The sequence below is a fragment of the Bacteriovorax sp. HI3 genome, from assembly GCF_059738875.1.
The window spans coordinates 2471813-2495789 of sequence record NZ_AP026946.1; the positions used below are offsets into that span (position 1 = coordinate 2471813).

General features: G+C 39.7%; 28 protein-coding genes. 17 read left to right on the forward strand and 11 right to left on the reverse strand.

All coding sequences use genetic code 11. The annotated features are described in order from the left end of the window. Positions 1–31: 31 nt before the first annotated feature. The 3 genes from AC6JA8_RS12185 to AC6JA8_RS12195 are packed head-to-tail and all read left to right on the forward strand — an operon-like array spanning position 32 to position 1870. A complete protein-coding gene (locus tag AC6JA8_RS12185; protein WP_497974027.1) occupies positions 32–400 on the forward strand; it encodes an MGMT family protein in 369 nt (122 codons plus the stop codon). After that, positions 397–933: a hypothetical protein gene (locus AC6JA8_RS12190; RefSeq protein WP_497974028.1), complete on the forward strand. Its 537-nt coding sequence runs from the start codon at positions 397–399 to the stop codon at positions 931–933. Before AC6JA8_RS12185 ends, AC6JA8_RS12190 begins: the two co-directional genes overlap by 4 nt. Positions 934–949: 16 nt before the next feature. After that, positions 950–1870 carry a hypothetical protein gene (locus AC6JA8_RS12195; protein ID WP_497974029.1) on the forward strand — a complete coding sequence of 307 codons (921 nt, stop codon included), beginning with the start codon at positions 950–952 and terminating at the stop codon, positions 1868–1870. Here AC6JA8_RS12195 and AC6JA8_RS12200 read toward each other — a convergent pair whose 3' ends face one another. Both AC6JA8_RS12200 and AC6JA8_RS12205 read right to left on the reverse strand, forming a co-directional pair. Next, positions 1871–2704 (reverse strand): hypothetical protein, encoded by an 834-nt coding sequence (locus tag AC6JA8_RS12200; protein WP_497974030.1) that lies wholly within the window; start codon positions 2702–2704, stop codon positions 1871–1873. Positions 2705–2740: 36 nt separating this feature from the next. After that, a complete protein-coding gene (locus tag AC6JA8_RS12205) occupies positions 2741–3523 on the reverse strand; it encodes a methyltransferase domain-containing protein (RefSeq protein WP_497974031.1) in 783 nt (260 codons plus the stop codon). Between the two features lie 173 nt (positions 3524–3696). Between AC6JA8_RS12205 and AC6JA8_RS12210 the strand changes: the two genes are divergently transcribed. Then, the gene (locus AC6JA8_RS12210) at positions 3697–4746 is read left to right on the forward strand and encodes an acyltransferase family protein (RefSeq protein ID WP_497974032.1); all 1050 of its coding nucleotides are present in this window, start codon (positions 3697–3699) and stop codon (positions 4744–4746) included. A gap of 80 nt (positions 4747–4826) precedes the next feature. After that, positions 4827–5723, forward strand: a complete 897-nt coding sequence (locus tag AC6JA8_RS12215; RefSeq protein WP_497974033.1) for a S1 family peptidase — start codon at positions 4827–4829, stop codon at positions 5721–5723. On the opposite strand, the gene AC6JA8_RS12220 is transcribed toward AC6JA8_RS12215, so the two are convergent. Then, entirely contained in the window at positions 5716–6672 is a 957-nt protein-coding gene (locus AC6JA8_RS12220; RefSeq protein WP_497974034.1) for a hypothetical protein, read from the reverse strand. The genes AC6JA8_RS12215 and AC6JA8_RS12220 overlap by 8 nt on opposite strands. A 379-nt stretch (positions 6673–7051) precedes the next feature. Between AC6JA8_RS12220 and AC6JA8_RS12225 the strand changes: the two genes are divergently transcribed. After that, the gene (locus AC6JA8_RS12225; protein WP_497974035.1) at positions 7052–7294 is read left to right on the forward strand and encodes a hypothetical protein; all 243 of its coding nucleotides are present in this window, start codon (positions 7052–7054) and stop codon (positions 7292–7294) included. 35 nt (positions 7295–7329) lie between these two features. Next, entirely contained in the window at positions 7330–8181 is an 852-nt protein-coding gene (locus AC6JA8_RS12230; RefSeq protein ID WP_497974036.1) for a class I SAM-dependent methyltransferase, read from the forward strand. Here AC6JA8_RS12230 and AC6JA8_RS12235 read toward each other — a convergent pair. From AC6JA8_RS12235 to AC6JA8_RS12245, 3 genes are all read right to left on the reverse strand, one after another. Then, positions 8178–9875: a hypothetical protein gene (locus tag AC6JA8_RS12235; protein WP_497974037.1), complete on the reverse strand. Its 1698-nt coding sequence runs from the start codon at positions 9873–9875 to the stop codon at positions 8178–8180. The two genes, AC6JA8_RS12230 and AC6JA8_RS12235, sit on opposite strands and share 4 nt — an antisense overlap. Positions 9876–9965: 90 nt before the next feature. Continuing rightward, complete coding sequence (locus AC6JA8_RS12240) at positions 9966–11153, reverse strand: SGNH/GDSL hydrolase family protein (protein ID WP_497974038.1); 1188 nt, start codon at positions 11151–11153, stop codon at positions 9966–9968. Continuing rightward, entirely contained in the window at positions 11140–12375 is a 1236-nt protein-coding gene (locus AC6JA8_RS12245) for a hypothetical protein (protein WP_497974039.1), read from the reverse strand. Before AC6JA8_RS12245 ends, AC6JA8_RS12240 begins: the two co-directional genes overlap by 14 nt. 47 nt (positions 12376–12422) lie before the next feature. On the opposite strand from AC6JA8_RS12245, the gene AC6JA8_RS12250 reads away from it, so the two are divergent. Next, a complete protein-coding gene (locus tag AC6JA8_RS12250; RefSeq protein WP_497974040.1) occupies positions 12423–13175 on the forward strand; it encodes an SDR family oxidoreductase in 753 nt (250 codons plus the stop codon). Here AC6JA8_RS12250 and AC6JA8_RS12255 read toward each other — a convergent pair. Next, positions 13154–14425 carry an acetyl-CoA hydrolase/transferase family protein gene (locus AC6JA8_RS12255; RefSeq protein WP_497974041.1) on the reverse strand — a complete coding sequence of 424 codons (1272 nt, stop codon included), beginning with the start codon at positions 14423–14425 and terminating at the stop codon, positions 13154–13156. The genes AC6JA8_RS12250 and AC6JA8_RS12255 overlap by 22 nt on opposite strands. Before the next feature lie 132 nt (positions 14426–14557). Between AC6JA8_RS12255 and AC6JA8_RS12260 the strand changes: the two genes are divergently transcribed. Genes AC6JA8_RS12260 through AC6JA8_RS12270 form a run of 3 tightly spaced genes read left to right on the forward strand, consistent with a single transcriptional unit; the run spans position 14558 to position 16136 of the window. After that, positions 14558–15076 carry a hypothetical protein gene (locus AC6JA8_RS12260; protein WP_497974042.1) on the forward strand — a complete coding sequence of 173 codons (519 nt, stop codon included), beginning with the start codon at positions 14558–14560 and terminating at the stop codon, positions 15074–15076. Positions 15077–15081: 5 nt separating this feature from the next. Then, positions 15082–15387: a hypothetical protein gene (locus AC6JA8_RS12265; protein WP_497974043.1), complete on the forward strand. Its 306-nt coding sequence runs from the start codon at positions 15082–15084 to the stop codon at positions 15385–15387. Beyond that, positions 15384–16136: a substrate-binding periplasmic protein gene (locus tag AC6JA8_RS12270; protein ID WP_497974044.1), complete on the forward strand. Its 753-nt coding sequence runs from the start codon at positions 15384–15386 to the stop codon at positions 16134–16136. Before AC6JA8_RS12265 ends, AC6JA8_RS12270 begins: the two co-directional genes overlap by 4 nt. On the opposite strand, the gene AC6JA8_RS12275 is transcribed toward AC6JA8_RS12270, so the two are convergent. Continuing rightward, the gene (locus AC6JA8_RS12275) at positions 16133–17050 is read right to left on the reverse strand and encodes a GNAT family N-acetyltransferase (protein ID WP_497974045.1); all 918 of its coding nucleotides are present in this window, start codon (positions 17048–17050) and stop codon (positions 16133–16135) included. The genes AC6JA8_RS12270 and AC6JA8_RS12275 overlap by 4 nt on opposite strands. 73 nt (positions 17051–17123) lie before the next feature. On the opposite strand from AC6JA8_RS12275, the gene AC6JA8_RS12280 reads away from it, so the two are divergent. Further along, positions 17124–17468 carry a hypothetical protein gene (locus AC6JA8_RS12280; RefSeq protein WP_497974046.1) on the forward strand — a complete coding sequence of 115 codons (345 nt, stop codon included), beginning with the start codon at positions 17124–17126 and terminating at the stop codon, positions 17466–17468. Positions 17469–17526: 58 nt separating this feature from the next. Then, a complete protein-coding gene (locus AC6JA8_RS12285) occupies positions 17527–17667 on the forward strand; it encodes a hypothetical protein (RefSeq protein ID WP_158649663.1) in 141 nt (46 codons plus the stop codon). 41 nt (positions 17668–17708) lie between these two features. Here the strand turns inward: AC6JA8_RS12285 and AC6JA8_RS12290 are convergent, their stop codons facing one another. After that, positions 17709–18416: a hypothetical protein gene (locus tag AC6JA8_RS12290; protein WP_497974047.1), complete on the reverse strand. Its 708-nt coding sequence runs from the start codon at positions 18414–18416 to the stop codon at positions 17709–17711. A 119-nt stretch (positions 18417–18535) separates the two neighbouring features. On the opposite strand from AC6JA8_RS12290, the gene AC6JA8_RS12295 reads away from it, so the two are divergent. Continuing rightward, positions 18536–19105 (forward strand): DUF4833 domain-containing protein, encoded by a 570-nt coding sequence (locus AC6JA8_RS12295; RefSeq protein ID WP_497974048.1) that lies wholly within the window; start codon positions 18536–18538, stop codon positions 19103–19105. Here AC6JA8_RS12295 and AC6JA8_RS12300 read toward each other — a convergent pair whose 3' ends face one another. Beyond that, positions 19106–20536, reverse strand: a complete 1431-nt coding sequence (locus tag AC6JA8_RS12300; RefSeq protein ID WP_497974049.1) for a hypothetical protein — start codon at positions 20534–20536, stop codon at positions 19106–19108. A gap of 186 nt (positions 20537–20722) precedes the next feature. Here AC6JA8_RS12300 and AC6JA8_RS12305 point away from each other — a divergent pair, with 186 nt between their 5' ends. After that, on the forward strand, positions 20723–21499 hold the full coding sequence (locus AC6JA8_RS12305) for a hypothetical protein (protein ID WP_497974050.1): 777 nt from the start codon (positions 20723–20725) through the stop codon (positions 21497–21499). 78 nt (positions 21500–21577) lie between these two features. Then, on the forward strand, positions 21578–22336 hold the full coding sequence (locus tag AC6JA8_RS12310) for a hypothetical protein (protein WP_497974051.1): 759 nt from the start codon (positions 21578–21580) through the stop codon (positions 22334–22336). A 46-nt stretch (positions 22337–22382) separates the two neighbouring features. On the opposite strand, the gene AC6JA8_RS12315 is transcribed toward AC6JA8_RS12310, so the two are convergent. Beyond that, positions 22383–22988 carry a hypothetical protein gene (locus AC6JA8_RS12315; protein WP_491636519.1) on the reverse strand — a complete coding sequence of 202 codons (606 nt, stop codon included), beginning with the start codon at positions 22986–22988 and terminating at the stop codon, positions 22383–22385. A gap of 141 nt (positions 22989–23129) precedes the next feature. Between AC6JA8_RS12315 and AC6JA8_RS12320 the strand changes: the two genes are divergently transcribed. Then, a complete protein-coding gene (locus tag AC6JA8_RS12320; protein WP_497974052.1) occupies positions 23130–23906 on the forward strand; it encodes a hypothetical protein in 777 nt (258 codons plus the stop codon). The last annotated feature ends 71 nt before the right edge of the window (positions 23907–23977 follow it).

The window sequence follows — 23977 nt, forward strand, 5'->3', positions numbered from 1 at the left end:
TAAAGTCCTCCTTTTATGAGGATAATGAGCAATGGATTCTCGCACCGACTTCACTAAAAATGTTATTAGAATGATCAAGGCCATTCCTGAGGGAAAGGTCGCCACTTACGCCCTCATTGCCCAGCTTGCGGGGAAACCTCAAGGCTCACGCGGCGTAGGCTGGATTCTTCATTCTAGCAGTCATGGACATAGTCTTCCCTGGCAACGAGTGATAAAGTCTGGTGGAAAACTCTCATTCCCGGAAATGAGTCCTGAGTACTTAAGACAAAAAAGATTACTGGAACTCGAAGGCGTAGAGTTCACTAACGGTAAAGTAGACTTGAAAATTTATCTTTGGAACAAAAAACCAAAAGACCCCAACCGTTTTACACCTCAAACCAAAAAGAAACAAACGAGATGAGAGTTCTTCTTCACCTTCTTTTACTTTCTTCTCTCTTTATGACAAATATCGCGATGGCCGATGAACTCGATGACATGGATATGCCCAAGGGCACACTTCTAATGCTGGCCCTTCCAGGTGTGAACAAAAATTTTTTCAACCTAGAGTTTGGCTTTTTAACTGAAAAGGAATTTAAGCCCTGGAGTTATGAATATAATGCTTATGTAACAGCTTCTCTTTTTCAAGACTCATACAAACGCAATGACAATTTAAAAACTGCGGGACTTGGTTTTAAGGGAGGAGTTTTTCTTCCAACCCAAAAATGGGTGCCTCTTCTGGCCACACTAAGTATTGGTTATGCAAAAACAGCTTTGCATAAAAACCCTATTTTCGGAAGAGATGAATCCAGTAAAGATAAAAAGAATATGTTCCTGTTGGAAGTCGGTGCGCTTTATTATTTCGATAAAAAGTACTTCATCCGTTATGCTTACCAACTAAGTAATGTGAAATATATCAAAACCCACTCTATCATTACTTTGGGGGTGGATTATTAAAAGACTTATTCTGTCATTGATTTTTCTTTCTGCTCCTTCGTGGGCACAAAAACCTGATCACTACAAAGACGTGGATGCGACCAACACCTATATTGCTACGAAATGGGATCAGATCAATCGCAGTGTAGATATGTTTTTTACCAATCAACCGGTTAAACAAGAAGAGCAAAAAAGCAGTATTTTGGTTTATCTCAGTTCATATAAAAAAGAAGGGCAGAAAATTGAAAACGATGTGGATTTTCAATTTAAAATCAGTCTACCTAACACATCTAAAAAGTTAAAAATCGTTGTAGAGAAACAACAAGATGAAATCACTAATGCTCTTACCGATTCATCGGTTTCAAATAATCGTAGTCTCTCTAAAAACGGGCGTTTGACTGACAAACAAGACGATAACCGCTATACAGCGGGGGCTAGCTTCTTACTCGATAAAACTCAGGATTTTTTAAGCTCACTTAGTTTCGGGATCAGAATCAGTATGCCGCTTAATCCCTATGTCAAAGCGGACTTGCAAAAAACTTATCAATTGAGCTGGGTCAATATTGGACTCTCACAAAAACTGATTCTCTATCGTCAGGAAGAGTTTGAAGAAGTCTCTCAAGTCTCTTTCACCAGGAAATGGAATCAAACTTATCAAACTGATTTTACCAATGCCCTCGTATGGACGCATGAAACTGGAAAATTTGCTCTTCGCCACGCTCTTGTTCTCACTCAAACAATCAATTCCAGAAAAGGGCTCGCTTACTCAGTAGGTGCCAACGCCAAGTTTACCCCAACCTATTATTACAATAGCTACGATACCTCAGTCAGCTACCGTCAACTCCTGCACAAAGACTGGCTCTTTGGAACATGGACAGTTGGTGCTGACTTCATAAAAGAAAATCATTTTAATGATGATAAGTTCGTTCAGGTTAGAGCAGACATTTTCTTTAAGTAACTACTTCTGTGAACTCTTTGAATCCAAATTCTTAATCAGTGACTCCAACTCATCGACCTGCGGTTTTCTTTCGCGTTTCGAATCGTTTTCTGCTCCTGATAAGTCTTTTGATGGCGCTTGCCCTAACAGAGCTGGCGCTTTAACAACTTTTAGATCCTGGGCCATCGGTTTGATTAAATCTGAAAGATCAAGGCCTGGGCATTTTTTAGATAAGAAGCCATGAAGTGCTTCATTGGTTTTATAAATTAGCTCTGCTTCCCCACCGACAAAACGGTGAAGATCAGAGTTAACCATCGTACACTTCTTTTTATTTTTGTCCGTAACTGTCACGACTCCATCTTTTTTTGTCAGTGGAGTGCTTCCCATTCGGTAACCGATATCGATAACAATTCCTTTTGAATAACTTTCGATTTCAACACCACTCTTATTTTGTGAGTTGATGTCACTGGCAACCTTAATCGACATATCTGGAGAGCTCACTCTGCCTGTTTTATCAAAATTAAAAGTAGCGCCACTAGAGTGAGTTAAACTAAGTCCCGACTCACTGGTGTTAGTAATTCCTTTTTTCGTGCGCTTTGGAAATAAGTAAAAAACTCTGGCCCCAGTTGAATTAGAATTTGTGGTTCCCGGAAAATTACTAAAAACCTGAATCGCTCCCGAGTCAGTAAAAGTTAAATTGCGGTATGACTGTGAGTCCTTGCGGTCAGCACCAACCATGATACGACAAAACATGTCCTGGTATTGAATTCCGTTTCCATACTTCCCAATCTGCTCTGGGCAGTTTTGAGCAAAGGCGGTAGATGTCGTCACAAGGAAAAAAAGTAGTGCTTTCATATAGGTCCTTATCGGACAATTCTGCTTTAAACTTTATTAGACCCTTGCCCATAAATGCAGGCGCTTAAAGGGGTAAAAGAACGGCCTATCGTCAGAAAGACGCTTAAAGAGGCGCTCTCTAAACTCTTGTAAAAACTCCTGATAATACTCATCTGTGAGGTTTTGCCTAAAGAATGAAAGCATCGAGCCCTTTACCCACTCGAGAACTTCTTCGCGCGAGCCAAGCACATGGGGGTACACTTTTAAAACGACTGTTTGCTCCCGAAAGCCCAAGCGGTAAAGTAAAGCTGCATACTCTTCCACCGAAAATAGGTCGTACTTCGTGTAGCCTTTTCCATTTAAACGCTGATTCCACTTTGGTTCAAAACTCATCTCGTAGGCCAGCACATGCGTAGGGTAATCGTGGTTCATCGGCATCTGAACCGCGAGTTGTCCTCCAGCTGAAAGTGATTGATAAAGATTCTTAAAAAGCTCCGAGTGATTTGAGCACCATTGAAGAGCGGCATTGGAAATAATCAAATCCACTTTCTCACTAGGCCTCCAGGTCTCAATATTGTCTTGGATAAATGCTAGCCCCGGAGCCGGATGCAGCTGTGATTTTTGCAACATTTCCCTAGAGGAATCAATCCCCAAGGTGGCCTTGGGCCTAAAAGTCTGGTGAAACAGATGAGTCAACTCTCCCGTTCCACATCCTAAATCCACCGCTCTTTGAAAGTCCTGCGGTTGAATAAAGCTCATTAAATCTATAAAAGGCTGTGTCCTTTCATTTTTAAATTTATCATATTGGTCTGGGTTCCAGTTTCCTTTGATGTCATTCATAATTGACTCCTCATTGTCATCTTAAGCTTATCTCAGGAAAGATCCATAGAATTCAAAGAAAGGAACTCATTCTTAAAAGGAATGAATAAGATTTGATACTCAAACTTAAAATAAGTTTAATCTTTACGATGATCCATTTCGAACTCCTGTTGAATTGATTATAGTCCAGGACAATGAATGCCAAAGTTAATCCGCTACCAGACATTCCTTTAAGACTTCCGCCTGTCCTTTCATGGTTGAGGTTGCTTGCTGTGCTCTTAGTTTTTTCAGGGCATAGTAAGACATTATTTGGTCGAGGGCACGGGGCGATTTTTTTTATGGTTCTCTCTGGTTATACCTTCACACGTTTTTTTATTAAAGAATGGTCCGAGACTGGAAAAATAAGAATAAGAAGATTTCTTAGCAAAAGATTATCTAAATTAGTTCCGGCCCTCTTAATAGTTCTTGCAATCAATCTGGTTATAAAAATATGGCACCATCATCCAGTTGATGAAACCCAATTTCTCTCTGTCGCCACTTTCACTACTAATTACTTCAATGCCCTCAATGGCCATCCCAACAATGGACTCGCTCATCTTTGGACGCTTTCGCTGGTCATGCAGTTTTATCTAGTCTGGCCCTTTGTCTTTCTTCTCCTTGTTAATTACTGTCACTCGCTGAAAGAAATCACCATCGCACTTTCACTTGCGATTTTAGCAGTTATCACCTATCGCTCTGTTCTTCTTTATTTTGGCCTGGCCACAAATGCCTATATCTTTAACTCTTTTGAAACCAGAGTGGATTGTTTCCTTATCGGTGCACTCTTTGCTTTTAATATCGAATGCTCTCTCTTCCAAAAAATTCGTCAGCTCGCTTTTAAATATAAATTAAGTGTATTCATGACGATGGTTGTGATCACTTTGATGACGTCATTGCCGCTTATCATGCGCAACTCTTTCGGGTTTGACTTGCACGCTTTTTTAATTGGCCTCTTTATAGTTCAGCTTGGTGCCTTAGATGACCTCTCTTTCGGCATCCTCGGGCATTCAGAACTTCTTTCTGATATCACCTACTGGTTCTATCTTTTACATCCTTGGGGAAACACTTTAGGAGACATGATGAAAATGAATCCATACGCCCAATTTTTATTTGGTGGAACTATTTTGCTGATGTGTGTAACGCTTTTTTGTTACACTTTAAAAGAAGCTCGAGTCTCTTCTAAAGTCTCTAATCTATTCAGATAAAAGATCTTAACAATATTATGTCTTGCAAAATTATCCCCTGCTTCATATATAAGCCTTCCTTTTTAATGGAGCATCAAATTATGAAACTAATGGTTACTGGTCTTAGTGCGTTATTTTTACTATCTTGTGGCGTAAAAAACGATGCCTCTCATACTCAAATTAAAAAGGCCTCTGTCATCAACGGTGTCCGTGTAAAAGACGGTGAAGCTATCGCTTCAAGCATTGTTGCTGTTTACGATGTAAAGGCCAATTACATCTGCACAGGTTCATTAATCGCTCCAAACGTTGTTCTAACGGCTGCTCACTGCAAGCCTGATAGAATTTCTAATCTTAAAGTTGTTTTCGCAACAGACGTCGACTCAGTCATGAACTCACTTGAGCCAGATGTGAAAGCGGAATACATTCTTCAAGCAACAGATTTTAAAGCTCACTCAAGCTACGATCCAAACAATGAAACAATTGAAGTGGATGTTGGAGATATCGCTCTGGTTAAATTCAAAGGGACAATCCCGGCTGGATTTAAGCCAGCTACATTCTTAAAAGATGAATCACTTCTAAAGATCGGCAACACTGTAACGGTTGCAGGCTTTGGTGTGAACTATGTCGACATCTCTAAAGAGATCAACCCGAAAAAAGTAAAAGACGAAGATATCGAATTCGGAGAAGTTTACTGCGAAGACGACATGAGAGGAAATCATGTGAAGTGCTTTAAAGTTGAAATGGAAGGAGACGGTATTTTAAGACAAGGTGAAGCTCCTATTTCATTTATTCATCAAACAGAAGTGAGACTGAATGAAAAGAAGGCCGGAACTTGCAGCGGGGACTCTGGTGGTCCGGCCTATATCAAGAAGGATGGCGAGCTATTCCTCTTTGGGGTCACAAGCCGAGGATCAGCTCTATGTAATGAAGTTGGTGTTTATACCAACGCTCTTTATTACATGCCTTGGATCAACGACACGATGAAGACACTTAATTAATCTCATCGCAAGCGTAGACATCATTATCAATAAAATCCTGAACACTCTTTAACATTTGGTTACATTGTGTTTTGACTTCTGCTTCTTGTCTGTTGATTGGCCCATAGTGGTTGCGACGGACACGAAGCATGACCATCGCGTATTCAGCAGCAAATGACGGACATGATTTATTAAAGGCCTGGTACTCAGCTCCTGCCCCACTGCCGGCGATGCTTGAGTTGCCACATGAACTCACACCTTCTTTAAATGTATCTAAAAAACATTTGGAAGTGTCAGCTTTATATTCAGCATAGAGTTTACTTAACTCTGCCGATGCACTCATTGAATCGTAACTCGTCTGGAAAATTCCGGCCTCCGCTGTACTTGCGGATGTGTTTGAAGCGGACATATCTCGCCCTTCACAATATTTCCCCGAGCTCTCTCTCATTCCTAACCCAATTCCTAAAGTATAAAGGGATCTTACAGGCCCTTCTCCGGCCGAGTTCACAACTAAACCAAGATTAGAAAAAGTTGATGAGTAAAGTGCCAGGGCATCTGTTGAAGAACTCCCTGCTCCCCTCGTTAAAATATCGACGAGTGCTGTTGGTGAGACCTGATTTTTTTTATAGCGGCAATAGCTTCTGGCGTATGTAAGCACCATCCCTTTAATGTATCCAGCAGGCGCTCTCCCGCGACTTGCCCATGAGTAACTAGCGCACGTTGAAGATGAAGCAATCGATTTAATCTGGTCAATATAATAACCGGCCGCTTCTGGAGATGTCGGAGTTGTTGTCGATCCTCCACCAGTGCCTGTCCCGCCATTTGGGTCTGTCCCTTGTTCTTCAGTTTGAGTCGTTTCCTCGCCTGTCGCAGTTCCATCCTGAGGAGTACAAGACACTCCTAGGGCGAACGTTAAAATTAAAAGCATCCAGACAAGCACTGAACGTGCAGGTTTTTTCGTTTGCTCCATCCTTGGGGCTCCTTTTATTTTAATGTCGTTTATTGATCGTTATGATCTATAAAAGTCTTTCAGCAGTATGCATGCCATAATGAGAATTTTGATAAGAAACTGAAATAACAAAGTAGCTAAAGTAAATAATCAGAATGCTCGGTTACATTATGCTCGATAAAAAAAATATTGATTTAGTGAATTAGAGGCCCAATGACACTGACTAAAAAAGTTTTTTGACGTACTAGAAAGTTCAGCTCTAGTACTATAGGCAAAATGCCTTAAAGAGTGGCCAACCTATGATCCACTAAAAGGATTAATTGAGTTACTTAAGTTTGCGAAACTCCATCGCCTAAATAATCTCTACCATATCCCTTTCAATTCTCATTATAATGAAGCGATGATTAGCGAACGCCTCTACCTTCTTCAATTCAAACGACTTCCCTCCAAGCAAGTCAGCCCCTACAAAGATCCGTTCAGGAAATTGCACGCGAGAAATCAGGAGGCCATAAAAAAAGAATCCAAAATAGAAAGGCGCTATTTAAAACAAGATAATCTTAAAGAAACCGCTCATCAAATGCGTGAAAACCGCGAGGCCCGTCAATACGCCAATCACCGCTTTAAACTTTTAAATGTTATCTGATTACTTCTTGCTCACAGTTGTTTAAACTAATGAGCATGAAAATCGAGACCCTGGAAATTAACGATGTCACTGACACTGCCTTGTGGGTGGCCGCCTACCGTGCAGAAGAATCAGAAAGAAAAGATGCTCTTTTTAAAGACCCCTATGCTTCACTTCTTTTAGGAGAGGCTGGATCAAAAGTAGCTATCAGGACTCAGGGGTCGCGCTACACTTCATGGTCTGTTGTCATCAGAACATACATCATTGATAAATTCATTACTGACCTCGTAAAAGATCAGAACATTGATACCGTTTTAAATTTAGGAGCTGGCCTTGACACTAGACCCTATCGCCTTTTGATCCCAAAAGATTTGCGCTGGATTGAAGTCGATTTCCCAAAAATCATCAACACTAAAGAAGAAAAACTAAAAGCTGTTAATCCTCTTTGTCGTTTAGAAAGAGTAAAGCTCGATTTATCCATCGAGAATTTGCGCGAAGAATTTCTCGCTAAAGTTGCCAGCGAATCCAAAAAAGTCCTGGTGATGACAGAAGGAGTTGTGCCCTATCTTTCCAATGAAGATGCCGCCTCTCTTGCCTCTTCCCTTCATCGTCATCCTAACTTCTGTTACTGGATCACTGAATACTACTCACCTGAGATTTTAAAATTCTTAAGAACTCCCAAAAGATTAAAGCAGATGAAAAACGCTCCTTTTCTTTTTTATCCGGAAAACTGGTTTGATTTTTTTAAAGGGCTTGGCTGGAAACAAAAAGAAACAAAGTTCTTTGGAGTTGAATCTGAAAAAGTTGGAAGGACTCCTCCCACTCCTGGCTGGGTGAAAGACAATCCGGAAAAGAGCATCGAGGATACCAAAGAGTTCTTAGGTTATAGTATCCTCGAGCGTATTTAATTTTTTAAAGCATCTTCAATTGAAATATTCTCTTCTTTCACTCGTGAAATAGAAGAACCCGGAAGTTCTTTTAGAGAATAGTCCATCTTCAATGAATAGTTTCTATCAATCGTGTTTCTTAATCCCTGCTCTGCCTGATACCATTCCATTTTATCCTTATTGGCATTGCATGACTGTAGAGACTCAGCATCCAGCATTCCCCAACGAAGCTCGATACAGTGATATGGGTCGAATGAAAGTTTAAAAATATTCTTTAAAACATGGTCCAGGTTAAAAGACTTTATTGTCCCATTTGTTCTCTTGATATCAAATGAACAAGCTTTGCTCTCTTTGGCATAAGTAGCTTTTAGGTCTCCGATTAAATCATGGCCTGTGTACTTAATGGCAGGATCAGAGTTTCTATATCCTTCAATCATTTTAATCATAAGAGCACGACCTTCACGGATCGAAGCTTTTAAGCGGGCATCTCTAGAAGGAGTTGAATAACTCTCCCAGTCCCCATCTGTTCCATAAATATTGTCCGGAAGTTTATCCGGGTGATTCTGAGTTGAAAGACCTGCTTTAATCGATGCATCTACTGCCACCACTCTTTCTTTTACATCGTGACAGATTTCATCCATCATCTCTGTCAATTCTACTACCGGGTTATAAACCAGGTTCCCAACAGAAAGCTTATTGCGAACGTATTCGTAAAAGTCCATTTCTGTATTATTGAAAACAAATTTCTTACCTTTTTCAAACTGCTCTAATGAATAATCTGGAAGCTCATCATTTGAAGTTGCACTTACCCCGGCCTCAACGCTAAAGGGTCTCCAATTAGAAAACCCTCCACCGATTTCAACATTCGTTTGAGAGAATTTTTCACCATAAGTAATCGCCGTTAAGCTATTATCCGGGTGAGCATCAATTAGGTGAACTTTCCCATTAGTTGTGACTTCATAAACCACAGCAATGTGTCCATTTGGATCATAAAGAACTGTTCCTGGTTTAATCGCATTCCTATTAATCACAACCGGGTATGTGTCTCTAAAAAGTTCATTGGTCATATCAGAAGAAGCATCTGTTCGAAACGAAGCTGTCGAAATGCTATTGGCAACACCTTCTAGAATCGTATTGATATTGTCGCCGTTTTTCACATAGCGCTTTTTAATCAGAGTGTTTCCAAAGCTGTTATAACGAATATCAGTGTCTTTATCACCGTAAATTTTCTTTCTCACGCTTCTAATTTGCGCTTTAATAACGGCCTTTTTAAGAAAACCAGCTTTCTCTAATTCCAGATTCAGTCTTTCGAGCTCTGCTAAAAGCGCTGGCAGCTCTGGAGATTTAATTGGAGCTGGTGTTAAGTTCACCGGATAGGTAAACGGCAGGTCATTCATCCAGCTAAAGTACGCTCTTAAAATGTATGGAAGATCTGCACAGTCTGAATACACATCAGAAAGACCTTCAGGATTTAAATTATAGTAACGAGGATTGGCCACAGGGCTCTTTAAGCAGTCACTTGTCGTATGGCAAGCACCTGACTTTTTTCCCTTTCCTAAAGTCGCTACGAACTCTTCATAAGATTTCTCAAACGACTTGTTCCATGTTTTATTTTTTATCTGCCAGCCAATTGGTTTTTTACTATCGGCCATAACAGAAAAAGATGTGCTCGAAAGAATAATGGCCAAGGCCACTAATGTTTTATTGTTTGCCATAAAAAGTCCTCAGAATAAATTTCCAAGGTTTTACCTATGGGGAGACGATAATTGAATGAGAGAGCTGGGCATCCTGTATTTTTTACAGGACTAAGGCTTGATATCGAGTGCTTCGAGGACTCCCAAGGCCGCTGTATTGGCAACCATTTGGGCGCCTAACGGGGTAAAATGGCCGAAAACTTTTCCGAAGCCATCTGAGAAGAGGTCGCTGAATTTCTTTTTTTCTAATCTTTTTTCAAAATTTTCACTATTTTCGACAAAGGTTACTCCTTCATGAGAAATAAGCACTCGCTTTAATGGCGCTATAGGTAAGCGGGGGTATTGCATAACAACTACTGGAATTCCTTTTTCTTGAAAACTTCTCACAATACTCTGAATGTTAATTTTATATGATGAGTTTTCCCAATAATTTATTTGAGTCGCATAAGTGATCCCATCCGGTTGAAGCTTTAATTCCTCTCGTAGATTGTTTTTGATATTTACAAATATCTGTCGGTAAAAAGGAGCTACATCCGATCTTAAAAAAATCTCAACTGTCTCTAACGCAAGTTTAGGATCTTTCAAAACATCACGCTGAATCTCGATAATTTTTTCCAATAATGGATATGAGTCCATGCAAAAGCCACTATTATTAAGATATATCGCTTTCATTTTTAGAAAATGAATGGCTTCTTTAACTTTTCCTGCTTCGACCATCTCACCTGCGCGGTAAACATAATCATTAAATTTCGTTTGAGCTTCGCTATAGTGAGTTAAATCTTTACATCCTGAAGCAATATTATGTAACGAGCCTTCTCTTTGAGAAAACCTCTTATTAATAAGAGCGATGCGAACAAATTTGGCGATTCTAGAATACTCAGACAGCCATTCAAGCCCTGCTTCCCAAGGTTCAGGATCATTGTCTGGCAGCGACCATAAATCGTTAATCCCAGTCATAATAATGCCCACATTTGGTCTATATTCATTAATCAGTCTTGGAGTGTAATCAACAAGAACTTTAGTTGTGGTCCCGGTTTTCCCAGCATTGATTACCTTAAATTTATTATCGCCAAACCTCAGATTAAGAGTTTTTTCCAACAATGAAGGATAAGAGAGATCTCCTCCCCAAGCTGTAGTTGACTCTCCAATGCAAAGAATTTTATATTTCGCACCAACGACTCTACTCTCTTGAGATTTCAGCATTACCTTTTGAAGCACAAAAGCCGTGGTATGAAGTGAAAGCTCTAAAAAGAACAATGTTACAAAAGAAAAAATAAAAATTTTCTTAAAAATCTTCACGGTTTTTCACGTCTCCTGAGATTTTAAGTATAACAGGAACTAGATTTTCCGCCATGGTTTGTGCTCCCAAAGAAGTCATGTGCCCAAAGACATGAGCAAAATTATCAGTAAAGACTTCATTGTAAGTCTTCTTATGCAAAACTTCTTCAAAGTTATTAATGTTTTCAACAAAGATCACTCCTGAATCATTCAAAAGGATACGCTTTAAAGGAGCAACTGGCATTAATGGATATTGCATTACAATAACAGGTATCCCTCTTGCTTGAAATTTTCTTACTAAATACTGTAAATTCCTTTTAAAAGTCATATTCTCCCAATACGTTAGAACTTTAGCTTCGGCCGGAGGCATTCCCAATTTATTGCGGATTTCCTTCCTTATATTTACTAACTCAAAACGAAAATAAGATATCATTCTTTGATTTAAATACTCTTCGATCTGCTCAAGTGCTTTTTGAGAATTCTTCAAATCTTTTTCATAATATTCTATGACTTTTTCCTGAAGCTTATAAGAATCTGGACAATATCCTTGTGTATTAAGTCTTGCTACTCCAAGATTTAATATTTCGATACCTTTTTGAATTTGATTTTTTTTGCGATATATTTCTGCCAGATTGAGATAGATATCATAATTAGTAATCTTTTTTTCCACTAGAGATTCTAATTTTCTCTGCGACTGATACTCTGGGGTCGAATATTTTGGGCCTTGATTGCAAGTTGAAATAAAAACATCCTGAGATATCGGAGCAGGGCTTTCAGTTTTTAGATTAATTATCGTTAGACGAATAATCTTAGCAATCCTCGAATACTCTGACATCCACTCTAAGCTCCTTTCCCACCATTTCATTTCCCTATCTGGAAGATTCCAGTAATCATTAATCCCTACCATTAAGATTCCTAACGAAGGATTATTTTTATCAATAAGAGAGTCGGCTTGCTCTAGAATATCGTTAGTATCTTTACTTGGCATGCCTGCATTGATGACCTTAAAAAGATTGGAGTTGCTTTTTATCGCAAGTTTTTTCTCCAATATTTTAGGATAGGAAGACTCTCCACCAAGTCCAGTTGTAGATTCACCGAGGCAAAGTATATTAAATGTTCCTGCAGAAGTGTTTGCGCTTTTTTTTGATTGCTCATTCCAACTCTGAACAGCAAAAGCTGTCAATTGCAAAAGGATCTCAAGGATGAGAATCCAGCCAATGAAGTAAGCAATTTTTTTTTTCATTTACTTTATTCTAGCGTATGATGTTGGCAATGAACAAGGAGCCCTCCATGATTATTTTCATCACTGGTGCCACCGCAGGTTTCGGCGCTGCCATGACTAAACGCTTTATCAAATCAGGACATACTGTTATTGCCACAGGCAGACGAATTGAAAGACTCGAAGAAATGAAAAAAGAGTTAGGTGGAAACCTTTATCCACTTAAACTTGATGTTCAAGATAAAAAGGCAGTTGAGTCGGCCATTGACTCTCTTCCGGCAGAACTCAAAAATATCGATGTACTGATCAACAACGCAGGCCTTGCCTTAGGAACAGACCCTGTTCACAAAGCTTCATTAGAAGATTGGGAAACCATGATCCAAACCAATATCAATGGGCTGCTCTATTGCACCCACAAAATCCTGCCTGAAATGGTCAAGCGAAACCGTGGTCACATCGTCAATCTGGGCTCAGTTGCCGGAGAATACCCTTATCCGGGAGGCAACGTGTATGGGGCGACGAAGGCCTTTGTTCATCAATTAAGCTTAAACATGCGTTCAGATCTTTTGGGAACAAAAGTGCGCGTGACAAATATTGAGCCAGGAATGTGCGAGAGCGAATTTTCAGAAGTGCGCTTTAGAGGAGACAAGAATAAAGCTGAAGCTGTCTATAAAGGAATGCATGCTTTAAGTGCCGATGATATTGCTGAGACGATTGAATGGGTTATTAATAGACCTGCTCACCTCAACATCAATGTGATTTCACTGATGCCGACAGAGCAGGCCTTTGGACCTTTTGCTGTTTATCGCAACCACAATTCGTGAAACTTGCGAGAGAGGTCTTCACGGTGTTCTGGGGCAGCGATATTAATCAATGCCTTTGATCTCTCTTCCAGTGTCAGGCCATGCAAGTAAGCAACACCATATTCCGTTACCACATACTGAACGTGAGCTCTCGTTGTGACAACTCCTGCTCCGGGTTTTAGGAAAGGAACAATCTTCGATTCCCCTTTTGATGTCTTTGAAGGAATGGCAATGATCGGCTTTCCTCCTTTTGACAGAGCGGCCCCGCGAATAAAGTCCATCTGTCCCCCGATCCCTGAATAAATCCTAGGTCCAATTGAGTCGGCACAAACTTGTCCAGTGAGATCAATTTCAATCGCACTGTTAATCGCTACCACTTTTGGGTTCTGAGCGATGATGTGTGGATTGTTCGTGTATGAACAATCCAGAAGTAAAACTTCCGGGTTATCATCAATGAAGTCATAAATTTTTTGTGAACCAATAACGAAACTCGAAACAATTTTTCCCGGGTGCTTTACTTTATACTTTCCAGTGATAACGCCCTTATCTCTTAAAGAGATAACACCGTCAGAGAACATTTCAGTATGAATCCCTAAGTCTTTATGGTTTCCTAAGCGAGATAAAACCGCATTCGGGATGGCCCCAATTCCCAACTGGAGTGTCGAGCCATCTTCAATCAGCCCCGCAATATTTTTCCCGATAGCATCTGTTACTGGAGAGCTAATAAGCTCTTTGCTTTGATAAAGTGGTGCCTCTACTAAAACGGCCTTCGTAATTTTTGAGCAATGGATCTGGTCACCAAAAGTTCTAGGCAAGCGTGGATTGATTTGTGCAATAATTTTTTTAGCTGTTTTAAGGGCAGCGATAGAGATATCGACAGAAGGCCCAAGACTACACATTCCATGTTTATCCGGAGGTGTCAGTTGCACCATGGCCACATCCAGTTCGACTTTCTGGTTATAAAAGAGATGGGGAATGTCACTTAAAAAGATCGGTACGTAGTTCGACACTAAATGGTTGTTAGTAGCTTCGCGCATATTGCCGCCGTTAAAAAAGGAGTGAACCTTAAAATTTTCGCGGTACATATCCCCAGCATAACTAGCGTCACCTTCGGTATGCATATGATAAATATGCACATTATTGAGGTCTTTTGAGCGTTTAACCATGGATTTAATAAGCTCTTGCGGAGTTGCGGCCGCAGAATGAATAAAGACATTGTCGTTGGATTTGATTTCTAGAACGGCCTCATCGGCACTGACATAATTTAGCATCTTCGCCTCTTTGATTAGTTACCCTCATTTTATCCCTGGATCATCTAAAAAAACATAACATAAGTCAGATTCTCCTTAAAAAAGGGCAAGAGTTTCGATAAACTTTTATGAAAAACTAAGATAGGATTTCTTATGAATATACTGCTAGCTGGACTATTGTCCTTTCTTTTGACCGTAAAAGTAGCCTTTGCCGGTCCTATGGCCAATTATCATATCGAAAAAGGTAAACTGCATTCAGGTGGCAGCGCTCAGGTTGAAGTTCTGGAGAATTCTCCGGAGAAATTTGTTGCCAAACTCAGCTACCACATTCAGAAAAAAATCCTGGTCCCCATTCCAGAAGACCAATTAAAAGGTGAAACTGTTTTTGAATTTCCGCCAGAGTTTCGCGACGAAAGAGGATACCTTGAATTAGAAACCAAAGGTGTAATTGAACTTGAGAAGGCCAGGCTTCAGTTCGTAAAAAGAGTGAACTGGCGTGGTCTAAAAGACGCTTATCAAGTTTTAATTCTTCCAAAAAATGGACGCTCTAAGATTGAGGCCATCTACCACCCCTCTATTAAGGCTGCCGGTTGGGGACGAGTCCTGGTCACATTCATTAATTCTATCCCCATCTTTAACGGCTACCAGGTTGTTATTGAAATCGACAACTAGGTCTTATGAAAAAAGAAAACCGTACTCCCATTACCCATCACATTCTTCCCACGTCATCTAACCTGCTGGGAATTTGTTTTTTCATTTTAAGCTACGTTAAAATGGGGGAAAAATCAGAAGTCACCTTGCTGGATGAATTTGTCATTTTGCCAATTGTACTCTTCTTTGTAGCAAGTCTTCTTTCGTATCTATCCATGCGCTCGGAACAAAACAAACCACGCATTGAAAATGCGGCCGACCTGATTTTCATGTTTGGTCTCTTGAGTCTATCAGTCATCGCCATTGGGCTTTTTTTCGAGATCATTAAATGAGTTTAAAAACAATTTTAACCCTGGTTGTTTTTACTTTCTGTTTTAAGGCCCACGCTGAAAATGTAACGATCAGAATCTGCAATCTCGATACTGGCTTTCCTCCATTTACAAATGTAAAGGGAACCGGACAATGGCAAACATTAGTAAAAAAGACTTTCAGCAATCTCAATCTCACTGCTCATTTTCAATACATTCCTCGCGAGCGCTGTCTGTTAAAAATGAAACGCGGAGATATTGATGCTATCTTTGCAGCCCCTTCCGATAAAAGGGCCAGCTATATGGCCTTCCCGAAATTAAAAAATGGCAAGCACGACGTTAATAAGGCGATGGATATACTTGTCTTTAGGGTCTACAAGAAAAAAAATAATCCACTCGATTGGGATGGAAAAAAATTTATGAATCTTAACGATAAGACAATTGGTGCGCAAAAAGGTTTTAACACAATTGATGCTTTAAATGCTCTGAATGTAAAAACTGATGGTGACCTAGTTGCGACGGCCGAACAAAACCTCATGAAACTCAATTTAAATCGCATTGTAGCCGCAGTTGTAGAAGAAACCCAGGGCGATCAAATCATCAAAGAAAAAGGACTTAAGGAATTGGTAAAACTCCCTAAATTCTTTGCCAGCACGAGCGTCTATCTGGCCTTCTCACAAAGTTTTTACGCTCGAAACACCGAGCTTGCTGAAAAAATATGGGAGCATATGCAAACACCTAAGAAAAAAATTTTAAGAGACTCCCAAAACTAAATCTTTATAAGATAAACCCACTTCGTTTTCATTCGACCAATACTTTTTGCTGTTGCCAGCACTCTCTCGGTTGTACTTGCGCCCAAATAAAATGGAAGCTTTTGTTTTTCAAACTCTGCCAATACTCTTTGATAAAGAAGTTTGCTCACTCCTTTTCCTTGAGAGTCCCTGGCCACAAAAATAGCAGCAATCAAACCAAGCTTTCTTTTTTTATCTAAAAAATACCCGATATCTCCAACGAGTTTTCCTTTTTCTTTGGCCACAAGCAAACTCTTGTTCTTCAGCAATCCTTGATAAAACTTACGCATTCCTTTTTTAGCATCTGCTCGTTTAAAAAGAGCATGCATGCGACTACTTTTATCCTTGATGTGTGACTCGCGGTCGAGTTCAACCAGGCGATTGATATCTTTCTTCTCGAGAAGGGCTATTTTGATATCAGGATTATCGAGTTTTTTTGAACGCAAAATGGCCAGGCTCTTTTTGGTATTCCCCAAAAGCTCGATATAGGTCAATGTCCCCTGTTTTTCAAAGTGCTTTCGAGACACAGTATCTTCGGCCGAAATTTCAATGGCCATACGACGGACCTTATCCACTTTTTTAGTTTCTTCTTTCATCGCTTTTGCGCATCTTTTAATATGAGCATAAAACTGGCGTCTTACGGGCGGAAGACAGTAACAAGATGAAACATGGAAAAAATATTCATGAAATTCGCCCATAAACGTTTTGCGAAAAATAAAAAAATACCCCAGCTTCCCATCAGGCAAAAGCCCATAGGCCAGGTTATTTTCCTGATATGCAGTTTCAATTGATTTAAGAATAGCTCTCTTCTCCCTGACAGGGAGACTCTGTTTATAGAACTGGCGATAACGTTTAAAACTTACTCCAGCGATTTGATTTAAGATTTTTTTGTTCATAAATTAATCTTATTACAAAAGAATAGTGCACTCAACCTTGAGTTTTTCCTCTGGAGAAGATAGAATTTCCTTCGTGCACAAAACCACTCGATTCTATCAAATTCTTTTTTATTTAAAACTTATTGTTTTAAGTTTCATCTTCTGTTTGCCAAAAGCAGAGATGGCAAGCCTCGAGCGCCCGAATTTCTATAAAATCGACAAGGCCGAAACCTCGGCGCTTTTAATCGTTAATCATTCCCAGATTGAAACCAAAGTCGTAAAAAAGTCAGGACACCACCTGGATTTTATCCTTCCTGATTTCACTGCCCCGATTTTTTATTCTCTCAAAAAAGAAAACTTTGATCGTTTTATCAAGGTTTCTTCCAACGACCAGTACATTTCTCATCTCAAAGCACGCGCTCCCCCTGTCATTGGCTAGAAGATTCTCTTTCAATCAAAGACATTAATCAATTGTCCACTATGGACACGGGAGCGATATGAGCGAATTGCCAACTAACGAAACAACTTCAAAACCAGAAGTAAAAAAGAACTCTAATTACCAAGCAGTTATTATCTTGATAGTTTTTATTGTAATGTTTGTGGGTCTTGTGGCCTACGAAATTGCAACTAGAAAATGATTGTCTAGGCAGAGACTCTTTCAAATCTCCGGGGTCTCTGCCTATTCTTTATACCAACAGCTCGCTCTCTTTGTTGGATTCCTAAAAGTCTCATATCGGCATTGAATTGAAGGATAATTGTTAATCAAGGTCTCTTTTACCACCGTGACGTTTACCGCATGCCTTACCAACTTTCTTCCTTGTCCGATAGAATTAGAATCAAACTCTTTCATGGAGTTCATCATCTCAAAACCGGCCTTTTCAACTCTCTTTGCAATATTGTGCTCCATCTCTCCTATTGCTTTATAATAACGAGGAAGGCAGACGCTTGCGGCGAAAAAATCAGACTGACCTTCAGATGAAGACCACTCGGCACCAGTCATCGTTTGGTGAGGAGCTCCCCCAACAATATGTCCGATCTCATGACAAACAACCGCAGCGTAGGCATCCAGACTCATCCCCTGAATTCTTGTTGTCCCACCTAAAATCATCATGCGGAATTGCTCATTATAAAAGCTCACACCTGCCCCAAAAAAAGGACTCTCCCATTGAGCATCAAGTATCAGTGGATAACCAGTTTTTTGAAGTTCTTTGCTAAAAAGCCCCATGATTCTGGCCGGGATAGTATAAAAATCAGTCAATTTGATTGGTGAATTAGGCGCCATCTCCGGCGTGATACAAAAGTAATCATTGCGATCAGCAGGACATGTGGCCGCAAAAGCAGAACCTGTAAAAATCGTAAAGAGTAGAATTCCCAATAGTTTTTTCATAAGTGCCTTATACCAAACTACAAAATGAAAGGTGATTTCGTGAAAATTTTCCACGAATGCCCCTAAATGTTTTTTTTCGAGTTATAACGCCGCCACTACTCTAATGAAACGAGGTGCTTATGAAATCATCAACACTTATTATGGCAGCTGCTCTTCTTACCTTTCAAGTTACGATGGCCGGAGAAAAAACTGAAAGAAAACTTTTTACACTAGAAAAGAGTTTAAACTCTGAAAATATCCTTCTCATCCATACGCAGACGGACGAAAGCTGTAAGTTTGTGACGAATGAAAATGGCTATGTGGACTTTTATTGGTTAATGGATGGCCTAACTAAAAAACCAGTACACCCAATGATCAGGAGTAAAGTTCAAGAACGCGTGGCCTTTTCTGGCATCAATGCGACTCGCGATTCATTCAAAGTAAAACTTAATGACCTAAGTGAAATCAAACACGACCTGGAAGACACTAATATTGAAGCTCTCGCCGCTCTTAAAAACGGTAATTGTGACGTGACATCAGTGATTAAACTTGGAGCTTCTGCAAATTATCGCAAAATGAATTTAAAACGCACTTTCTGTGAAGTAGACAAAAACCTCTTGGGAGTCCCAAAAGGATGTAAATATCTTGAGCTTCAAGGAACAGACGCCGACACTGGCGAGGCCCTAAAAGTACGTTTTAAAGGAAAATAACTAAAACTGAATACTCGCAGCGATATCGTCAATAGGCGCAAACTGCGCTTTGTCCGCTTTTAACTTTTGATCGACTGCACGCAGTTCGTTTTTAAAGTCTTTAACATGCTTTTGTAGAAGAGTGTTTCTCTTTCCAAAATCATACTCAGCATCCATTAACCTGGTCTTCGTAGACTCTTTAAAAAAGAGTCTGCGGGCCATTTCATATTTTCCATAATCCCAAAACTTCGTAAGCTTACTGCGGTCAATTTTAACTTTCTCTCCTGCTTTAGGAGGAGCATGACGAAGTCTTAAAGGAATCTTTCTGATGTCCATGTTCCCATAGTTGTAATGATCTACGGTGTGCCCAATACTCACATCAAAAAGATAATAAGCAACAGTTGAAATGAGAAGCTCCCGATCGCGCACCAGTTCGACTCCTTTTGGAAACCCAGGCACCCATCCCGAAATATAATCGGCCCATTTAGAAAGGTAGAATACTTCCGTCTCAGTGAGATCAACTAGAATATTTGTTACAAATTTTCTGAAGACCGGGTAATAGGCCTGATGAAACTCTCCGTATTTTCCAACGATAAACTCTGGTTCAAATTGGTACTTAAAAGGTGGATAACTGTAGTTGTGATCAATTCCGTTATATCCTTCCACTAATAAATCGCGCAGTCCTTCATATTCTCCCGGGTATGGAGCATACGGCATCCACCACTTAGACATAAGAAGTGAACTCTTGAAAGTTAAAACCGCTTTTTCCAAATAAAGCGTAAAACGCAAATGTGGGAAAAGGAGTTGAAAAATAATATGATCTTTAGGTAAGGCCGTTTTTGTAATTGCGTTTACTGAATCCATAGGAAAATGAAGCAATGGATGCACGACTAATGTCGAACACAAAGCTCCTCCCTGAAGCACGAAATACTTCGCGAGCTCCCAGGCATCTCCATTTCCAGGTCTAAACATCGACTTTGTTTCATCGACATAAATCTCGATTGCCGTGTAATGGTCACCGTCTTTTTTTAATAAAGTCTTAGTGGCCGAAGCATAAATTCCCGGAAATGTTTTTACAACCCTCACCGGTTCAAAGTCACAAATCCAGATATTGTCTTGAAGAAGAATGTCTCCAAAAATTTCTTTATCTTTTGAATCAAAAACATTCTTAATAAATTTTGCCAGCATAGTATGTGTCAGCATCTGAGCAAACTCTTCATCATTCACTTTTTCAAGTCCAGGGTTGAGAATCCCTTTAATGAAGGCCACTGGAGTGTAAGCTAGAGTAAAAACGTAACGAGAACCAATATTGAGCCACCAATCAACGGCCTCTCTTAATGGCAAATGAATGACTCCCGCTGATTCACCGAAAGGATGTTCCGGGCATGGCTGAGGCCATGGACCTTTTCTGTTATAAAGAAAGTCTTTAGGAGATTTGTAATCAATTCCCATTTTGAATCCTACCAGATTATGTTTTTCAATATTCTGATTGTATTACAAAAAAGTTTTTTTATTGTGAAAATTTTTTCAAAGATTAGTTGAGTAATATCAACGCCTATCGCGCCCCTCTTGCCCAAGTAATAACTACAAACTCCTTGCAAAGAAGCAAGGAGTTGCTAAGCTACATAGATGAAACTTATGGCCATATCTCTTTGCGTGTTTTTCTCTCTTTCCGCTTTCGCTTTGGAAGATTGGAAATCACAAATTATTGCAGATGCCAAAAACCTCTATACCGAAGAATCTCTCCGCGAATTTAATAAACCCATCGAATTTATCACTCAAGAAGATATCTCCGCCGCGGCCAGCGCCCGTCATGATTTCGACAAACTCGCCGTTGTTATTAATACTGGACTTTTAAACAGCACTCGCCTTACACCAGACTCTTTTCGAATGATCATTTGCCATGAGCTGGGACATCTATTTGGAGGCGCTCCAAGAAAGAATGTTCCACCTGAATGGGATGGGCCTGTTGGATCAGATGGGATGAGTTTAATGAGCAGTGAAGGCCAGGCCGATTATTACGCGAGTTCTGCTTGTTTTAAAAGAATGCTCACGCTAGAGAAACAATCTCTCAAAATTGACTTAAAACGTGTTGGCCCCGTTTTAAAAAATAAATGCCAGGCTATCGCCAAGAAAAATGGAAAAGATTTAGAGGCCTGCTTAAGAAGCGCTCTGGGTGGCCTCGATTTTTTAAACTTAGTACGCGACTTCCCTATCTCATGTGAACATGAAGATAAAACAATTGCCCCTCAACTCATCCGCGACTCTTACCCGGACAGACAATGCCGTCTAGACACAATAATTAACGGAACTCTTTGCTCAGAAGTTCTCCCTCTGTCGCTACATCCTTTTGATGATTCAAAAAATACCTGTGCTTCTTTCTATGCTTTAAGACCTAAGTGTTGGTTTCCTTAATTTAAAAAAAATCGCTTCATCGCATTGTAGATTTCTTCCCTCTTGAGAAACGCTCAGTCTGCATTAAGATTTTCTCTTATGCGAAATTCATTCAAAACCCTGACATTCTTTTGTCTTCTCATCCTCTGCGCTTCTTGTTTAAAGCAAACAGAGTCCATTACACCTATCGCGAAGGTGCAAACGCTGGCCGAGTTACAAAGAGAGGCCATGATGATGACAGCTCTCTCGGCCGGAAATTCTGAACTCTCAGAAAATGCTAAATCGACATTAGAGCAAACTAAAGACGCTCCTGATTTGTTTTACCTGCACATAAAATACAACATTAAAGACATGGATGTTTATGAAACGGCCGACATTCCTAATAGCTTTGAAAAATTAAGCAATGCCTTTTTAAAAACGATGGTGAAACTCTTCTTGCGTATAAAAGGTCCACAACGTGTAGAAATCGATCCCATTGAGTTAGATCTTCCAGATTTAAACCTGGATTTCGATGTTGTCAAAAGCATCAAGATCAAACGCGTCTACTTTCAATACAATAAAGAATTTGATCAGTCTGTGAATAACAAGGCCAGCTTTGCTTTCGTTAGTGGTCTTGATTTAAACCGAGTTGGCAGAAATAAATCACTACTTCTCAACTACAAAAAGGCCAATAACCGATGCAACTATAAATGTATTGACTTCACTATTGCTGATGGCAATGTTTTTGATCTTATTAAAAATAACTCTCAGTCTATTATCTTAAGGCCAGCTCTCACAATTGGTGCTCTTCCTAAGATCACTGAACTTCGCATTGATGGACAGATTGATTTGCAAATTGGCTTAAAACTTCCTTTCTAAAAATAAAAAAGCCCTCGCATAACGCGAGGGCCTTTTACCTGAAAGCTTAAACAGCTTGTGGGTATGGATAGTAATCGTCATTATTACACTGATCCCATCCTCCACCTTGATATGAGCGAGAATCCCACTCATTATCGCGGCAGTGTGGGCGCTCTGGTCTGTCGTTATCATCATTGTCATGCCCTTTTGTAGCACAACAGATTAAGATGATCACACCCAGGATAAGAACCAATTTAATTCCCATTCTGCTTCCTGACCAACTTGCTCCTTGAGAGTATCCCCCACTCAGTTTTTCTAGTGCAAAATTTCTTGCTTCATCAGTAGACATTGATTCGTCATTGATTGTTTTAGCAATCTCTCTTACGTCATTCTGCAATTGTTTATCCTTGATTTTAGCCAAGGTAAACTCAACTAATTCTTTATTAGTTAAGCCTTGAGTTTGAAGAGATTGAATCTCTTTTTCAAATCCGTCGACAGTTGTTTTAAAGAACTGCTGATCTTTTTGATCCCACTCAACGTTTAACGAATAATTCATTTCATCGAAAGTTCTTTCTAAAGCTTTGGCCATGGCAGAAGTCTCTTGCACTGGTGCCATTGCGAAAGCATGTGTAAAACTCGTAAGCAGTAACAGGGCAGTAAATTTCTTAAACATAATTCCTCCAAAGAATTTTTATTTACGTTAGAAAAAACTAATATTAATTTTTAGAGGCCGCAAGTTTTTCTAACTAAATTTATTTTTAGTTTTTAAACATAAGTCACTGATTACTTAATTTATTTTCCTAAAGGAGGTGCTATGAAGGAACGCTTATTATTTTTGTTTTTCTTAATTTTCTCTCTTACAACAAGTGTTAAGGCAGAAGTATGGCAGGCCAACCAAGTCTGGAGTGAATATTGGGAGAATGAATATCAAAGATGGGTGAACAAAAATCTCACCACACAAATTTTTAAAGATGGAAAAACTATTCTGACTGGTCTTCCTACTGATTGCGCTGATGCTTTATATGCTATTCGCATTCTCTTTTCTTACGAGCACTCTCTTCCTTTTGTTATCAATGCTCCTGAAGTTCTTTCATCGCAAATGAAAACATTCGGCAATGACACTTCAATGTTCGACTCTATTAGTGATGAGAAAAAACGCGTGCGCGCTTTTATTAATTATATCGGCGATGAAGTTGGGGCCTACAATCTTCAAAAAGATACATTTCCAGTAAAGATCAAAGAAATCAATTCAGGCATTATCTATATTGTAGAATGGCAACTCTTAGGAATGGGGAAATACAATCAACACTCTTATATGATCAAAGGTTTTGATCCTGATCATGAGCTCATCTACTACTATTCAGACGCTCCTAGAAAAGTCAGAACACTTGAAGTGAATGTGAAATACCCTCGTTTTGAATTTGGTTACGCTCCTTATGGGTATAGAAGATGGAAGTGGCCTTCCCACCTCTTGATTCCAGAGAATCAAATTCCTTCTGAAGCTGGATACAGTCGTGAGCAGTACGAACTTGTCGCTCGCGTAGGTAAGAAGCAGATACTAAAAGAAATCAGAGATATTCTTAGAAATTAGCTCTCCCTATCATTGGGCACCCCAACCTTGATAGAGCCTTAAGGTTCTGTATTTATTATAGCTGGGGTGTT

What these genes read in the sequence shown, in the direction of transcription:
- AC6JA8_RS12185 (WP_497974027.1), top strand. Translation starts at nt 32, where the DNA reads ATGGATTCTCGCACCGACTTCACTAAAAATGTTATTAGAATGATCAAG.
- AC6JA8_RS12190 (WP_497974028.1), top strand. Translation starts at nt 397, where the DNA reads ATGAGAGTTCTTCTTCACCTTCTTTTACTTTCTTCTCTCTTTATGACA.
- AC6JA8_RS12200 (WP_497974030.1), bottom strand. Translation starts at nt 2,704, where the DNA reads ATGAAAGCACTACTTTTTTTCCTTGTGACGACATCTACCGCCTTTGCT.
- AC6JA8_RS12205 (WP_497974031.1), bottom strand. Translation starts at nt 3,523, where the DNA reads ATGAATGACATCAAAGGAAACTGGAACCCAGACCAATATGATAAATTT.
- AC6JA8_RS12210 (WP_497974032.1), top strand. Translation starts at nt 3,697, where the DNA reads ATGAATGCCAAAGTTAATCCGCTACCAGACATTCCTTTAAGACTTCCG.
- AC6JA8_RS12215 (WP_497974033.1), top strand. Translation starts at nt 4,827, where the DNA reads ATGAAACTAATGGTTACTGGTCTTAGTGCGTTATTTTTACTATCTTGT.
- AC6JA8_RS12220 (WP_497974034.1), bottom strand. Translation starts at nt 6,672, where the DNA reads ATGGAGCAAACGAAAAAACCTGCACGTTCAGTGCTTGTCTGGATGCTT.
- AC6JA8_RS12225 (WP_497974035.1), top strand. Translation starts at nt 7,052, where the DNA reads ATGATTAGCGAACGCCTCTACCTTCTTCAATTCAAACGACTTCCCTCC.
- AC6JA8_RS12230 (WP_497974036.1), top strand. Translation starts at nt 7,330, where the DNA reads ATGAAAATCGAGACCCTGGAAATTAACGATGTCACTGACACTGCCTTG.
- AC6JA8_RS12235 (WP_497974037.1), bottom strand. Translation starts at nt 9,875, where the DNA reads ATGGCAAACAATAAAACATTAGTGGCCTTGGCCATTATTCTTTCGAGC.
- AC6JA8_RS12245 (WP_497974039.1), bottom strand. Translation starts at nt 12,375, where the DNA reads ATGAAAAAAAAAATTGCTTACTTCATTGGCTGGATTCTCATCCTTGAG.
- AC6JA8_RS12250 (WP_497974040.1), top strand. Translation starts at nt 12,423, where the DNA reads ATGATTATTTTCATCACTGGTGCCACCGCAGGTTTCGGCGCTGCCATG.
- AC6JA8_RS12255 (WP_497974041.1), bottom strand. Translation starts at nt 14,425, where the DNA reads ATGCTAAATTATGTCAGTGCCGATGAGGCCGTTCTAGAAATCAAATCC.
- AC6JA8_RS12260 (WP_497974042.1), top strand. Translation starts at nt 14,558, where the DNA reads ATGAATATACTGCTAGCTGGACTATTGTCCTTTCTTTTGACCGTAAAA.
- AC6JA8_RS12265 (WP_497974043.1), top strand. Translation starts at nt 15,082, where the DNA reads ATGAAAAAAGAAAACCGTACTCCCATTACCCATCACATTCTTCCCACG.
- AC6JA8_RS12270 (WP_497974044.1), top strand. Translation starts at nt 15,384, where the DNA reads ATGAGTTTAAAAACAATTTTAACCCTGGTTGTTTTTACTTTCTGTTTT.
- AC6JA8_RS12275 (WP_497974045.1), bottom strand. Translation starts at nt 17,050, where the DNA reads ATGAACAAAAAAATCTTAAATCAAATCGCTGGAGTAAGTTTTAAACGT.
- AC6JA8_RS12285 (WP_158649663.1), top strand. Translation starts at nt 17,527, where the DNA reads ATGAGCGAATTGCCAACTAACGAAACAACTTCAAAACCAGAAGTAAAA.
- AC6JA8_RS12290 (WP_497974047.1), bottom strand. Translation starts at nt 18,416, where the DNA reads ATGAAAAAACTATTGGGAATTCTACTCTTTACGATTTTTACAGGTTCT.
- AC6JA8_RS12295 (WP_497974048.1), top strand. Translation starts at nt 18,536, where the DNA reads ATGAAATCATCAACACTTATTATGGCAGCTGCTCTTCTTACCTTTCAA.
- AC6JA8_RS12300 (WP_497974049.1), bottom strand. Translation starts at nt 20,536, where the DNA reads ATGGGAATTGATTACAAATCTCCTAAAGACTTTCTTTATAACAGAAAA.
- AC6JA8_RS12305 (WP_497974050.1), top strand. Translation starts at nt 20,723, where the DNA reads ATGGCCATATCTCTTTGCGTGTTTTTCTCTCTTTCCGCTTTCGCTTTG.
- AC6JA8_RS12310 (WP_497974051.1), top strand. Translation starts at nt 21,578, where the DNA reads ATGCGAAATTCATTCAAAACCCTGACATTCTTTTGTCTTCTCATCCTC.
- AC6JA8_RS12315 (WP_491636519.1), bottom strand. Translation starts at nt 22,988, where the DNA reads ATGTTTAAGAAATTTACTGCCCTGTTACTGCTTACGAGTTTTACACAT.
- AC6JA8_RS12320 (WP_497974052.1), top strand. Translation starts at nt 23,130, where the DNA reads ATGAAGGAACGCTTATTATTTTTGTTTTTCTTAATTTTCTCTCTTACA.